At 32.9% G+C, this 14989-nt stretch carries 8 protein-coding genes; 4 read left to right on the top strand and 4 right to left on the bottom strand.

Going from position 1 to position 14989, the window contains the following annotated elements; translation table 11 throughout:
* Positions 1-175 precede the first annotated feature (175 nt).
* From B2989_RS01325 to B2989_RS01315, 3 genes are all read right to left on the bottom strand, one after another.
* Positions 176-820 (bottom strand): hypothetical protein, encoded by a 645-nt coding sequence (locus tag B2989_RS01325; RefSeq protein WP_292943005.1) that lies wholly within the window; start codon positions 818-820, stop codon positions 176-178.
* Positions 821-835: 15 nt separating this feature from the next.
* On the bottom strand, positions 836-1780 hold the full coding sequence (locus B2989_RS01320; RefSeq protein WP_292943002.1) for an OmpA family protein: 945 nt from the start codon (positions 1778-1780) through the stop codon (positions 836-838).
* A gap of 185 nt (positions 1781-1965) precedes the next feature.
* Positions 1966-3519 (bottom strand): aldehyde dehydrogenase family protein, encoded by a 1554-nt coding sequence (locus B2989_RS01315; RefSeq protein ID WP_145005389.1) that lies wholly within the window; start codon positions 3517-3519, stop codon positions 1966-1968.
* Positions 3520-3774: 255 nt separating this feature from the next.
* Here B2989_RS01315 and B2989_RS01310 point away from each other — a divergent pair, with 255 nt between their 5' ends.
* A complete protein-coding gene (locus B2989_RS01310) occupies positions 3775-9351 on the top strand; it encodes an alpha-2-macroglobulin family protein (protein ID WP_292942989.1) in 5577 nt (1858 codons plus the stop codon).
* A gap of 40 nt (positions 9352-9391) precedes the next feature.
* The gene (locus tag B2989_RS01305) at positions 9392-9865 is read left to right on the top strand and encodes a hypothetical protein (protein ID WP_292942986.1); all 474 of its coding nucleotides are present in this window, start codon (positions 9392-9394) and stop codon (positions 9863-9865) included.
* A 20-nt stretch (positions 9866-9885) separates the two neighbouring features.
* On the opposite strand, the gene B2989_RS01300 is transcribed toward B2989_RS01305, so the two are convergent.
* Positions 9886-11769, bottom strand: coding sequence for a T9SS type B sorting domain-containing protein (locus B2989_RS01300; protein WP_292942983.1), 1884 nt, complete (start codon positions 11767-11769; stop codon positions 9886-9888).
* 88 nt (positions 11770-11857) lie between these two features.
* Between B2989_RS01300 and pbpC the strand changes: the two genes are divergently transcribed.
* Together pbpC and B2989_RS01290 are read left to right on the top strand one after the other, a co-directional pair.
* Positions 11858-14209: a penicillin-binding protein 1C gene (gene pbpC / locus B2989_RS01295; RefSeq protein WP_292942980.1), complete on the top strand. Its 2352-nt coding sequence runs from the start codon at positions 11858-11860 to the stop codon at positions 14207-14209.
* Between the two features lie 179 nt (positions 14210-14388).
* Positions 14389-14989: choice-of-anchor J domain-containing protein (locus B2989_RS01290; protein WP_292942977.1), on the top strand; the 601-nt coding region annotated here is incomplete at its 3' end.

The following is a 14989-nucleotide window of genomic DNA, read 5'->3' as shown; positions in this document are numbered from 1 at the left end:
AACAACAACTATAAATAGTTAATTAATACAGCTATTAAACAATAGCAAACCTATTAATTAACAGAAAACCTTGATTCTCCCGACAAAGTTTCGGCATTGAATAAGGTTTTAAATTACTTAAAAAGCCAATATTTACAATTGTAAATATCGGCTTTTTTGTTTAAAGAGTTAAATATTATTTTCCTCCATCTAATTGGTCTTGCCAATCTTTTAACTCTTGCCACGATCCTTTAGCTGCTAAATCTGCTTGCTTAGGCCAAGTTCCAGGTTTATGCATTTCAAATCGTTTACCTCCACTTTTAAGTATCTCTTGACATTTTTGGACTGTACAACCTGCCAATGCTGTCCAAGTTGTAATATTATGATTATGAAATAACTCTTTAATTTTTGGTCCTATACCTTCAACTACAGTTAAATCGTCTTGTTTTATTTTTTTACCCAATGCTGTTTTAGCTGCTGTTGCATCAAAAGCAATCACAGTTGCATCGGTTACCTTAGGGGTTATAGGAGCAGCACTAGCTACAACATCTTTTTTAATTGCTGAGGTTGATGTTGGTGTTACATTTGAAGTAAATGAAGTTGCGGTATTACCAGCTCCAGACGATCGTGACACGCTATCTTTACTTGCTTTACAGGCAGCTAAATCGGTTTCTAATTTGCTAATTCTATTTTTATAAACATTTAAATCTATGTTATTGTTATTATCCTGATTGCTACCTCCAAATAAACGACCTAATAAATAGCCTAATATTGCACATATTGCTCCTACTAATAATGGGATTAACCAGCATGGAATACTTATAGTTAATAATACATTCATAATTTTTATTTTTTGTTAGTTAATGGTTACTTCTACTCTTCTATTTTTTGCGCGACCCTCTTCTGTAGCATTATCTGCAATAGGTAAATCTGGACCTTTGGAAAATGATTGTATTTTACTACTGTCTATTCCATTTTGGATTAAATATTGTTTTGTAAAATCAGCGCGTCCTTGCCCTAATTTTATGTTAGTTGGTCGACTACCAGTATTATCTGTAAAGCCAGTAACAGTAATTAATGCACCATCAACCTTATCTATATATTTTACCATATTTGAAACTTTTAGTCTTTGACTATCCGACAAACTAATGGTCGCTTGAGCAGTATCAAAGTATAAAATTAAAGGATCTGCTTTTATGGTGTCTCCTAACTTTTTGGTGTCTTCTTCAATACTTGTGTCTCCTGCAGCTACAGTCTTTACTTCGTAACTTAATGGTCCTTGCAATACACCTTCTGCATTAGCGTTAAAATTATCATCCAATTTACCGTAAGTATTAATATTTTTTGAAGCCATACCTTTTGATACAAAATAATTTTTTGCAGCATTGGCACGTGCTAACCCTAAATCCGGAAAGACTGAGTTATTAACCTCATCACTACGATAATGACCATAAATATTTAATAGTTTATTAGGATTACTATTGTAATACGCGACCAGCTTATTTGCGCCTTCACCCACACTAGAAGTGATAGAATCAATAATTAAAGGGCTAGAAGTTTTAAAGTTTAAATTATCATTAATTTGAAAATCCAAATCACCATTAACATCTTTTACTGCAAATGCATTAATGGTTGCTGTTTTTTGATCTGTTTTTACTGAAACATCCTCAGTATTTGTCGTTTTATCTATAGCAACTTTATCTGCTTCAAGACATGGTTTACAACATAAATACCAGTACAAAATTGTACCTAAGATAATGGTCAGTAAAATACCCAGAAGATAACCGGTTTTTTTACTCATTATGGTTTTGTTTTAAGTTAATGACTATCAAGTTATTAAAAAATTAAAAATCTTTTAACATTTATCTTAACTAAATGAATTATAGACGCTTAAAAATCGACCAACGACCTAAAAAGTTAGCTTAAAACAAAAAAAGCCACATCTTTCGATGTGGCTTAACTTCCGCGAAAGCGAAAAAATAATTATTATAAATCAAACTTAATACCTTGAGCTAAAGGTAATTCGTCTGAATAATTTACTGTGTTTGTTTGTCTTCTCATGTATACTTTCCAAGCATCAGATCCTGACTCGCGTCCACCACCTGTTTCTTTTTCTCCTCCAAAAGCACCACCAATCTCTGCTCCAGATGTTCCAATGTTTACGTTTGCTATTCCACAATCAGATCCTGCAAAGGATAGGAATTTTTCTGCTTCTTTCATTTCGTTTGTCATGATTGCAGATGATAATCCTTGTGCTACTCCGTTTTGAACAGCAATTGCGTTTTCAACTTCACCAGAATATTTCATTAAATATAAAATTGGTGCAAATGTTTCATGCTGTACAATTTCAAAACTGTTTTCTGCTTCAATTATAGCTGGCTTAACATAACATCCAGACTCGTAACCTTCACCTTCTAAAACGCCTCCTTCTACTAGTACATTTCCTCCTTCTGCTTTTGCTTTTTCAATTGCAGCTAAATACGTATTTACTGAATCCTTATCGATTAATGGTCCAATATGATTTTTTTGATCCAATGGATTACCAATAGTTAATTGTCCATAAGCACCAACAATTGCATCTCTTACCTTATCGTAAACCGACTCGTGAATGATTAGTCTTCTAGTTGATGTACAACGTTGACCACAAGTACCAACTGCTCCAAATACAGCACCAGGAACAACTACTTTTAAATCTGCTGTTGGTGTAATAATAATGGCGTTGTTTCCTCCTAATTCTAATAACGATTTTCCAAAACGTTCTGCTACTGTTGCTCCAACAATACGTCCCATTCTAGTAGATCCTGTTGCAGATATTAACGGAATTCTATGATCTGTTGTCATAAACTCTCCTACTTTGTAGTCTCCATTTATGATTGCCGAAATACCTTCTGGTAAGTTATTTTCTTTTAAAACTGCAGCAATAATGTTTTGACATGCTACAGAACATAATGGTGCTTTTTCTGATCCTTTCCAGATACATACATCACCACAAACCCATGCTAAAGCTGTATTCCAAGCCCAAACTGCTACTGGAAAGTTAAATGCTGAGATTATTCCGACAACACCTAAAGAGTGCCACTGCTCACGCATTACGTGTCCTGGACGTTCAGATGGTATTGTTTGCCCATTAAGTTGTCTTGATAGCCCAACTGCAAAATCACAGATGTCAATCATTTCTTGTACTTCACCATATCCTTCTTGTAAAGATTTACCCATCTCGTAAGAGACTAACTTTCCTAAAGGTTCTTTTAATTCTCTTAATTTATTACCAAATTGTCTTACAATTTCACCTCTTTGTGGTGCTGGCATCGCTCTAAAGCTTTTAAAAGCTTCCGTAGCTGTAGTGATTACTTTTTCGTAATCTTCTTTAGTAGTTGTAGATACTTTTCCTATTAATTTTCCATCAGTAGGAGAATATGAAGCGATTAAATCTCCACTTCCAAAATTATTAGACCCTGTTGAAGTCCCTTCATTTATATCTTTTAAGCCTAATTGTTTTAAAGCTTCTTTTATTCCGAAATCAGTTGAAACTGCTTGCATATTTCTTTAATTTTTACGAATTATTTAATTTTTAGCGAATATACTAATATTTCTTCGTTTTAAAATACGTCCTGTCTTATAATACTGTTAAGCTTTTACTCAAAAAAATAGATTAAAAATTGTCTATGATTAATACTTGAAAATTCAAAATTTGCAATAACTTTAACATCAAGTTTTGTTTTAAAAACCAGATATCAAGTTTTTTTCTCAGCAACTTATCTTACATAGATATAAAAATATAAAATACTGTTTACCATGAAATTAAAATCGCTATCAATCTTATTTCTTGTGTTTATACTAGCTAATTCTTGTAAAAAAGAGGTTACTGAAACGGATAACCTTTTTAAATTTAGAGATTACATTAGTTTTACAACGTCAGGACGTGTGTCTGTTGCAGATAATATAAATATCAATTTAGCAAAAGTGGTAGACGGATGGCAACCTGACCAAGTGCTTGATAAAAATGTATTTAAAATCTCACCTTATGTGGAAGGTAAAATTGTTGTAATAAACGATCATTCTTTAAGGTTTGTTCCTGATGAAAATTTAAAACCAGATACAGAATATGCAGCAACAATTAATTTAGGCGAATTATATAAAGACCTTCCAAAACAATTTAGTAGCTATAGGTTTCAGTTTAAAACTATTACTCCAAATTTTAATATTGAAACAAACGATTTACAATCTTACTCCAAAGAGTGGCAATACCTTTTAGGCGTTGCTAAAGCATCTGATATCATTACATTACAACAGGCTAAACAGTTAATTAGTGCAACTCAAAAAGGTAAAAACCTAAATATTGAATGGAACGAAAAAAGTCAGCCTTCAAAATATTTTGAATTTAAAATAGATAGTATTAATCGTTTAGTTGAGGATTCTGAAATCTTAATTAAATGGAATGGAGAGGCTATTAAAGCAGACAATACAGGAGAAAATACTTTTTCTATTCCTGGGAAAAACAACTTTAAAATCATGTCTGTAAACGTTATTCAGACACCAGAACAATATTTGTCAATTAACTTTTCTGACCCAATTAAAAAACAGCAAAATTTTGATGGTTTAGTCACTATCCAAAATAGCAAAAACCCTAAATTTATAGTAAACGGAAACGTGTTAAAAGCCTATCCTGAATCAAAAATTACAGGCAATGTACAAGTCGATGTTTTTCAAGGAATAAAAAACGTAGACGACTATAAACTAAAAACACCGTTTAGTGAAACTATCGCTTTTGAAGACGTCAAACCTCAAGTTAAACTAATTAATAGTGGTGTAATACTACCTAACTCTCAAGAGTTAAAATTCAATTTTGAAGCTGTAAACTTAAGCGCTGTAGATGTTAGAATAATCAAGATTTTTGAAGATAATATTTTGCAATTTTTACAAGACAATACTCTTGAAAGTAATAATCAAAACCAAATAAGACGTGTTGGTCGTCGTATTGCTAAACACACCATTAAACTAATTGAAAACCCTATAGAAAATGATGGAAAATGGAAAACCTATAGTATTGACTTGTCCAAATACATCAAATCAGATCCTGGTGCAATTTATCGTGTAGAGTTAGATTATAAAAAAGCATATTCGTTGTACGACTGTGACGCAAATGCAAGTAATAGCAGTGATAATGAAGAAGAATATTATGAGGACGATTATTATTATGAAGACGACTATTATTATGGTGGTGGAGATTATACTTACACAACTACAGAAGACGAAGATTTAAAGGAAGAAGAATATTGGGACAATATTACTTACAGCTATCGCGACAATAATTACAACTGGAGAGAACGCAACAATCCTTGCAATGATGCTTACTATAATAATAAGGTGATTTCGCAAAACTTAATTGGTTCTAATTTAGGAGCTATTGTAAAAAAAGGCGCTAGTAATACGTATCATTTTGCAGTGACCAATATTTTAACTACCAATCCAGAACCAGCTGCTAAGGTCGTACTATACAACTTCCAACAACAAGAATTAGCAACTACCAATACCGATAATGATGGATTAGCAAAAATCAAAACAGATAAGTTAGCTGCTTTTGCAATAGTGTCTAAAGGTAATAATAACACTTACGTGAAATTACGCGACGGAAACTCGCTATCACTGAGTAAATTTGATGTTTCAGGAGCAACATTACAACGTGGACTTAAAGGCTATATTTATACTGAAAGAGGCGTTTGGCGACCAGGAGATTCTATTCATTTAACTTTTATGCTAAATGATATAGCAAACAAGCTACCAAAAGGACATCCAGTAAAATTAGAAATAACCGATGCTAATGGTAAATTAGCTTATAAGAATATAAGTAATCAAGGCTTAAATAATTTTTATCAATTTAATATCCCAACTGCTACTGAAGACAAAACAGGAAACTGGAATGCAAAAATTAGCGTTGGAGGAGCAACATTTTATAAAGGACTTAAAGTCGAAACAGTAAAACCTAATCGCCTTAAAATTAAAATAGATTTTGAAGACGATATACTTAAATCTAACACGCCATTAAACGGAAAACTAGCTGTAAATTGGCTACATGGTGCTCCAGCTAAAAATGTAAAAGCCGAAATTAAAGCAAAATTTAGCACCTCTTATTCTGGTTTTAAAAACTACGAAGACTATCAATTTTTAGATCCATCCAAAAACTTTAATACAGAAGAGATTACCATTTTTGAAGGCAATGTAGATACTGAAGGTTTAGCAAATATTACCAAAAACTTAAACATTGGACAAGATGCTCCTGGTATGCTAAATGCACAATTTTTAGTACGTGCTTTTGAAAACGGAGGCGATTTTTCCATGGATGCATTTACAATGCCATATGCTCCTTACAACTCTTTTGTTGGTTTAAAATCACCTAAAGCAAAAGCTTACGGTTCTTTTTTTACAGATGAAAATCACACGTTTGATTTAGTGACTGTGGATGATCAAGGAAAACCAATTAAACGTAATAATTTAGAGGTTAAAGTGTATAAAATAGAATGGCGTTGGTGGTGGAACTCCTCCTACGACAACCTATCACAATATACCTCTAGCAGCTATCACAAACCATTTTTAAACAGCAAAGTAAATACCAGTACAAGCGGTAAAGCATCGTTTAATATTAAAGTGCCAGATAACGAAGGTGGTCGTTATTATATTACTATAAAAGATCCCGTTTCTGGTCACATGACTGGTCGCACTGCATACTTTTATAAAGACTGGTGGAAACGTCAACCTTCTGGAGATAAAGAAGCTGCAAAAATGTTAGTGTTTGCTGCAGACAAAGAAAACTATAATGTTGGCGAAACTGCAAAAATTACTTTCCCGTCAGGTACAGAAGGTCGCGCATTAGTTAGTATAGAAAATGGATCAGAGGTCTTACAAACTAAATGGGTAAAAACTAAAAAAGGAGAAACCACTGTAGATATTGCTATCACAAAAGACATGGCTCCTAACGTTTTTATTAATATCTCATTACTACAACCACACGCATCTACTGCTAATGATTTACCGTTACGCTTATTTGGTGTAATTCCGTTATTGGTAGAAGATCCAAATACTAAATTAGAACCAGAAATAAGAATGCCAAGCGTCTTGCAACCTGAACAAGAATTTGAAGTATTTGTTTCAGAAAAAAACAACAAAGCAATGACCTACACTATTGCTATGGTTGAAGAAGGGTTATTAGATCTAACACGTTTTAAAACACCAAACGCATGGCAATCCTTTTATGCTAGAGAGGCCTTAGGCGTAAAAACTTGGGATGTTTTTGATGATGTTGTTGGCGCATATAGCGGAAGTATAGAACAAGTTTTTGCTATTGGAGGAGATGGAAATGCTGCTGATGGAAAAAACAAAAAAGCAAATAGATTTAAACCTGTTGTTAAATTTCTTGGACCATTTAATCTAGAAGCAGGCGGAAGAAAAACACATAAAATTAAAATACCAAATTACGTTGGAGCAGTCAGAACAATGGTTGTTGCAGGTAATAATACAACTGAAGCTTACGGAAGTACTGACAAATCTGTACAGGTCAAAAAACCTTTAATGGTTTTAGCAACGCTTCCAAGAAAATTAAGTCCAGGAGAAAAGGTAACACTACCTGTTACTGTTTTTGCTATGGAACCTAATGTAAAAAACGTATCGGTTAAATTAAAATTAAGCAACGGAATTACAGTTGTTGGAGACCAAACTAAGGCACTAACTTTTGCACGTCCAGATGAGCAAATGGCTTATTTTGAATTAGATGTTAGCAAAGCAAAAGGCATTAATACTGTTGAAGTTATTGCAACTGGAAATGGGGAATCTTCAACTTATAAAGTAGAGATTGATGTAGAAAACGTAAATCCAATTTCGTCTAAAAGCTTAGATGCTACTTTAGATTCAAATGGATCTAAAACTATTGACTTTTCGACATTTGGTGTTACAGGAACAAATAGTGCAAGCGTTGAGTTTTCAACATTGCCTCCAATGGATTTTACTAGAAGATTACAATATCTAGTACAATATCCTCATGGCTGTGTAGAGCAAACCACATCAAGTGTGTTTCCTCAGTTATTTTTACAAGATATTTTTGATTTACCTTTCAATAAAAAACAAGAAATCCAAGCAAACATAGAAAACGGAATCAAACGTTTAGGTCTTTTTCAAAGACCAAATGGTGGCTTAAGCTATTGGATTGGAGAAAATAGTGCTAATGATTGGGGAACTAGTTATGCTGGACATTTCTTATTAGAAGCAGAGAAAAAAGGATTTGTTCTACCATTAACTTTTAAAAGTAATTGGATTAAATACCAAAAACAAGCTGCACAAAGTTGGAGACCAAGCTACAGAACATATAATTCCGACTTAGCACAAGCCTATCGCTTATACACTTTAGCATTAGCTGGAAGTGCAGATTTGGGAGCTATGAATCGTTTACGCGAATTTTCAGAAATTTCTAACGAAGCCAAATGGCGTTTAGCAGCTGCTTATGCTTTAGCTGGTCAAACCGAAGCTAGCAACCAAGTGTCAAGTACTGCAAATATTAACTTTAAGCCACAAAAATATAATTATTACACTTATGGATCTGTTGACAGAAACAGAGCGATGGCTTTAGAAACTATGATTTTAACTAAAGACAAACGGGTTAAAGATTTATCCGAAACCATTGCTAATGATTTATCAAGTCAACGTTGGATGAGTACACAAACCACTGCATATAGCCTACTATCTATGGCTAAAATGGTTAATGCAAATGGCGGAAAAGCCATGAAATTAAGCTACTCCATTAATGGTAAAACCGAAACAATCGATACTAAAAATGCTATTGCACAACGTACTTTAGCAATTAACGATGGAAGCAACACTATAAGCGTTAAAAACAACAAACAAAACATAGTTTACATACGTGTTTTAAGCTCTGGAAAACTACCATTAGGTCAAGAGTTAGCAGAACAAAGAGGTCTGACCACAAGTATAATTTACAAAGATTTAAAGGGTAATAAAATTGATGTTTCCAAACTACAACAAGGTCAAGATTTTGTTGCAACAGTACAAATTACTAATACTAAAGACTACAACATAAATGACGTTGCATTGACTCAAATTTTTCCATCAGGTTGGGAAATAGTAAATACACGTTTTACAGACTTTGGAGCTTCAACTTCAAGTCAGGCTAGGTTTACAAATATTAGAGACGATCGTGTTAATTTTTATTTTGACTTAGGACCTAAAAAAACCAACACGTTTAACGTCATGCTTAATGCTTCGTATTTAGGACAATACTATTTACCAGGATTACAAGCTGAAGCAATGTACGATAACAACTTTTTTGTTAGAAACAAAGGACAATGGATTGAAGTTGAAAAATAAAAGTTTCCCACGAAAGTGGTATTTTTTTAATACTAAAACTATGAATTTTAAAGAAGTGCAAAGATTTAACCAATGGTGGCTTTGGATGTTATTAATTGGTATTGGATTAATACCAATATACGGTATTTATAAACAACTAATTATTGGTCAAAGTTTTGGAGACAAACCTTTATCTAATCAAGGCTTAATTGCTTTTACAATAATCCTTTTTTTGGTTATTGGACTTTTTGGATTAATTCGTTTAAAAACAGAAATTGACCATTCCGAAATTAGAATGTCTTTTAATCCTTTTGTAAAAAAGAAGGTTAAATTAAACGATGTTAAAACAATGAAAGTTGTAAACTATGGTTTTGTTGGTGGTTGGGGAATTAGATTATGGACCAAATACGGTACTGTTTATAACATAAAAGGTAACAAAGGACTATCTATCACACTTAAAGATGGAAATAAATTTATTATTGGAACGCAAAAAGAAACCGAACTTAAATCTGTATTAAAATCTTTAAATTTATAATACTGCTTTCGCAGAAACCCTTATCGTTTTAAAGTAAAATGTCCAACACGACGCTGACCATCTATTATTATAACATACCAATAATCCGATGTAGGCATTGGGCTGCCATTAAATGTACCATCCCAAGAAAAGGATTTATTTTTTGAGCTTTTTAAAAGCTTACCAAAACGATCATATATATAAACCTCTGAGGACTGAAAATATTGGATTCCTTTTAAATCAAAGGTATCATGCTTTGTATCGTTATTTGGAGTAAAAAATTGCGGTATGTAAAAGTGTAAAAACGATGTGGTCACGACATCATCACATCCATTAGCTTTAATATAAATTGTATACAAACCACCTTCAATATTAAAAAATACATTTGTATTCTGATAGTTAATACCATCTATAGAATATTCAAAATCACCAGTATTGCTTGTATTAACAACAATATGGTTTCCGTTGGAGGTAATAGTATCAAGTAAAGGTGTTTCTAATTGGGCTACAGTAAAAGTTATAATGGTAGTCAAACAACCATCAGTTACTTCTACGGTATAAATACCAGAAGCATCTACTTCTAAAAAGGATGTCGTTTGGCCTGTATCCCAAATATATGTTGGACTAATTATATCTGTAATGGCATGTAAAGTAATCGTTTCATTTTGACAGAAATTTACAAATTCAGTTTCTTCAATAAATGGTTGGTCACCAATAATATCCCAAACGCATGTAGTAGTATTAAATATAGTGGTTTCCCAACATTCTAATCCTGAAGGTGGTAATGGTTGCGTACCAGAAACTTCCCAAGCACAAGTTGCAGCATTAAATATCGCAGTTTCCCAACATGCTACAATAGGATGAATTGGTTGTGTACCAACAATATCCCATAAACAAGTCGTATTATTTACAGTCGCGGTTTCCCAACACGCCAGTGTTGGAACAGGTGGTAGAGGTGTTACATCTACCTGAAAAACTTCTGATACAACATTGCATAGGTTATTATTTAAGTTTGCAACAGATTCAGCTACTTTACTCCTATAATACCTAGTATTTGTAATACCATTTATGGTTATATTTTGAGTTGTTTCTCCAATAATATCGGTCCATGTAGTTCCGTCTAAACTCTCTTCCCATTGATAAAAATGAGTACTAAATACGCTATTATCTGGCGTTACTGTCAAAGACGTACTAAAAGGTGTTTGGCTACTACATAAACTTATCATATTGGAAGCTGATGCATCTGCTATTGATATATTATCTCCACAACTTTTAAAAACAATATCATCAATTGCAAGATCATTTCCGCATCCTCCAACACCATTATTTTTCATCTTTAATATAACAGACGTCTGACCAGGAAGCGTCTGAAAAACTAATCCATACTGCAACCACTCTGGTGAAGGCAAACTACCCAAGTTTCCGGTACTACCAGAGGCTAATAAATTAGTATCAGAACTATCCCAAATCTCAAAACTTACATTTATAGGTATAGCTCCTGAACCGCAAAATCCGGTAGAAGGTGTCAAATTTACTAACCACGAAGAAAACTCATAAGATGTGTCCACACAAAGTCCATTAATAGTTGTCCGGTAAAACTCACCTGTTGTAAAATCAGAGTTTATTACTAACATTTTACCGTTAACATCATCTAAAGTATGATCTTGAAGTATAAACCAATCAAAAAAGTTAGAGGTATTACTTACCGTATAAAAACCATCTTCTGGCTCTGACCCATTAGAATAGGTGTAGGATGATGTTCCTGCAGGTAAAGCACTTTGACCTATTCCAGTTCCAAAAGTTTCACTAAAAATAATATCTCCAGAATTACCATTACAAAATCCCAACTGCCCTATTGCATTTTGATTTGTAAAAAATACAGATAAAAATAAAATGATATTAATAGTAAGTCGGTAGCTTTTCACGTTTATAATTAAGATATTATCATCAAGTATAAATGTATTTTTTTAAATTCACAATTATTAAAACAACTAAAGCCTTTTTGTTGCACTCATGTATAGGTTAATTGCTATTATTTCAAAACATTTAAAAAAAACAATAGTGTTTTTCATACTATTAGTAGCTTATTTTTTTTGTTTACCAAGTATACTTTTTAAAGATCCAACAGCAACTGTTATTACTAGTAACACTAATGTATTGTTGGGTGCTCAAATAGCAAAAGATGGACAATGGCGTTTTCCAGAAAGCGATAGTATTCCGGAAAAATTTAAAACGTGTGTCATCGCTTTTGAGGATGACTATTTTTACAATCATCCTGGATTTAATCCTATCTCTATAATTAAAGCCTTAAATGAAAACTTAAGTTCTGGTGAAGTCAAACGTGGTGGAAGTACAATTACCCAACAAGTTATTAGACTATCTAGAAAAGGAAAATCAAGAACCTATTTAGAAAAGTTTAAAGAAATTATTTTAGCCACTAGATTAGAGTTAAGGCATAGTAAAGAAAAAATATTATCGCTTTATGCAAGTCATGCGCCTTTTGGCGGAAATGTTGTTGGTATAGATGCTGCATCTTGGCGTTATTATAACAGAAATGCTCATGATTTATCATGGGCAGAAAGCGCAACATTAGCTGTTTTACCCAATGCACCAAGCCTAATTTACCCAGGTAAAAATCAAAAAAAATTACTAGAAAAACGCAACAGGTTATTAAAAAAATTATTAGAAAACAATACTATTGATTCATTAACCTATACTCTTTCTTTAGCTGAAATCTTGCCACAAAAACCATATCCATTACCACAAACAGCACCTCATTTACTACAAACTATTTCAAAAACTAATAAAGGAGAACGAGTTAAAACAACAATTCAAAAACAACTTCAGGAACAAGTAAACAGCATTGTTTCTAATCATTATAACATTTTAAAACAAAATGAAATATATAACATTGCTGTTTTAGTTTTAGACGTTAAAACTAGGAAAGTTTTAGCCTATGTTGGTAACGCTCCAACAGATAAAGCACATCAAAAAAATGTAGACATAATTAACAAGCCTAGAAGTACTGGTAGTATATTAAAACCTTTTTTATATGCTGCTATGCTTGATGCAGGAGACATACTTCCTAACACATTAGTTGCAGACATACCTTCTCAATTTGGAAATTATAGTCCCGAAAATTTTAATAAAGAATTTGATGGAGCTGTTCCTGCAAAACGCGCTTTATCACGCTCTTTAAATGTTCCTGCGGTTAGAATGTTACAAGCGTTTGGTTTAGATAGATTTCATCATTATCTAAAAGATTTAAAACTAAAAGACATAACCTATAATGCAAATCATTACGGATTATCCTTAATTTTAGGTGGAGCAGAAAGTAATTTATGGGATTTATGTAAAAGTTATGCAGCGTTCTCTTCTACTATAAATCATTTTAACGACACTTCAAGCGAGTATTATTCTAATGAATTTTGCGAACCTACTTTCTACGACTCGCAAACCATTGATTTTGGAAAAAAAACTAATCAAAAAACGCTTTTTGATGCTGCCTCAATCTATCTAACGTATCAAAGTTTAAAGGAGGTAAACAGACCAGAAGGCGATGACAATTGGGAGTTTTTTGACAATTCTAAACAAATCGCCTGGAAAACAGGTACTAGCTACGGTTTTAGAGATGCTTGGGCAATTGGTACAACCAAAGATTATGTTGTAGGTGTTTGGGTAGGTAATGCTGACGGAGAAGGTAGACCAGGATTAGTTGGCGTACAATCTGCAGCTCCAATTTTATTTGACGTATTTGATGCGCTTCCAAATAGTCAATGGTTTAAAAAACCTTTTGATGAAATGCAAGAAACTAGAATCTGTAGACTTAGTGGCTACAGAGCCTCGCTTAACTGTTTAGATACAGAGCTTCAATACGTACAACTAAGTGGTCTTAAAACAAAACCATGTCCTTATCATAAGTTAATTCACCTAGACAAAACAAACACTTATCAGGTTAATACCTCTTGCGAAGATCTAAATAACATTAACACTCAATCTTGGTTTACACTTCCTCCTTTAATGGAATACTATTATAAAAAAAAGAATCCATTTTATAAATCACTTCCAACTTTTAGATTTGATTGTTTAGGTGAAAATGAAGTCACAATGCAATTTATTTATACCAAAAATGAAAGTACTATTTATCTACCTAAGGATTTTAACGAAACGACGAACGAACTCGTTTTAAAAGTTGCACATTCTAAAAAAAATAGCACTCTTTTTTGGTATATAGACAAAACTTACATTGGTCAAACTACAGATATTCATGATATCGCAATTAAGCCCGAAATTGGAGAACATTCACTTGTTGTAGTCGACGAATTTGGCAATGAAATAAAAAGAAACGTGATAATTTCTAAATAATATTCTAAACACGATATATAAATCTTACAATTTTAACAATTAATGCTCTTTTCGTCGAAAAAAAACGCATTACGTCTATCTGTGTTAAATTATTCTTAATAAAAGTATACCTTTAAATAACCAACTTGTGTTTTTCGCAAGGTTTTCAAAAAAATAAACTAACACCCAATCTCATTAAAATGAAAAAAACTACGTTCATTTTAGCTTTACTATTTCTACTAACAGGATGGCAAGCTAATTCACAAACTTATTTACAAGAAAATTTTAATGCCTCCATACCTGCAACCTGGACGATAACAGATGCAGGAGCAGCAACAGGTGATTCATGGATTTCTGGAATTCAAGGAGGTTTTTCAAGCTTAGATGGCACAAATGCAGCTATAGTAGATAGTGATGCAAACGGAAACGGAACTTTATTATTAGAAACGTTAACGTCTCCTGTTTTTGATGCTTCGGCAGCAACTGCACTATTTCTAGATTTTGACCAATATTACAGAAATATTGGAGCAGACAATGCTATAGTAGAAGTTTATGATGGTACTGCTTGGGTCGAAGTCTTAAATCAAACAGCATCAGCAGGTAATTTTAATGCACCTGACCAACAACATATCGATATTACAGCCTATGCTAACGCTAACATGCAAGTTAGATTTATATATAATGATGCCGATTCTTGGGCTTGGTATTGGCTAATTGACAACGTACTTATATACAACGCTACATGTCCAAACCCTTCAGGACTTACTTTAGATGCAGTAACATCTACATCTGTAGATTTAT

The organism is Olleya sp. UBA1516 (assembly GCF_002323495.1).
GTDB lineage: Bacteria > Bacteroidota > Bacteroidia > Flavobacteriales > Flavobacteriaceae > Olleya.
The sequence above is the reverse complement of the archived record's forward strand: the minus strand, read 5'-3'. Positions and strand labels throughout refer to the sequence as shown.

What these genes read in the sequence shown, in the direction of transcription:
- B2989_RS01325 (WP_292943005.1), bottom strand. Translation starts at nt 820, where the DNA reads ATGAATGTATTATTAACTATAAGTATTCCATGCTGGTTAATCCCATTA.
- B2989_RS01320 (WP_292943002.1), bottom strand. Translation starts at nt 1,780, where the DNA reads ATGAGTAAAAAAACCGGTTATCTTCTGGGTATTTTACTGACCATTATC.
- B2989_RS01315 (WP_145005389.1), bottom strand. Translation starts at nt 3,519, where the DNA reads ATGCAAGCAGTTTCAACTGATTTCGGAATAAAAGAAGCTTTAAAACAA.
- B2989_RS01310 (WP_292942989.1), top strand. Translation starts at nt 3,775, where the DNA reads ATGAAATTAAAATCGCTATCAATCTTATTTCTTGTGTTTATACTAGCT.
- B2989_RS01305 (WP_292942986.1), top strand. Translation starts at nt 9,392, where the DNA reads ATGAATTTTAAAGAAGTGCAAAGATTTAACCAATGGTGGCTTTGGATG.
- pbpC (WP_292942980.1), top strand. Translation starts at nt 11,858, where the DNA reads ATGTATAGGTTAATTGCTATTATTTCAAAACATTTAAAAAAAACAATA.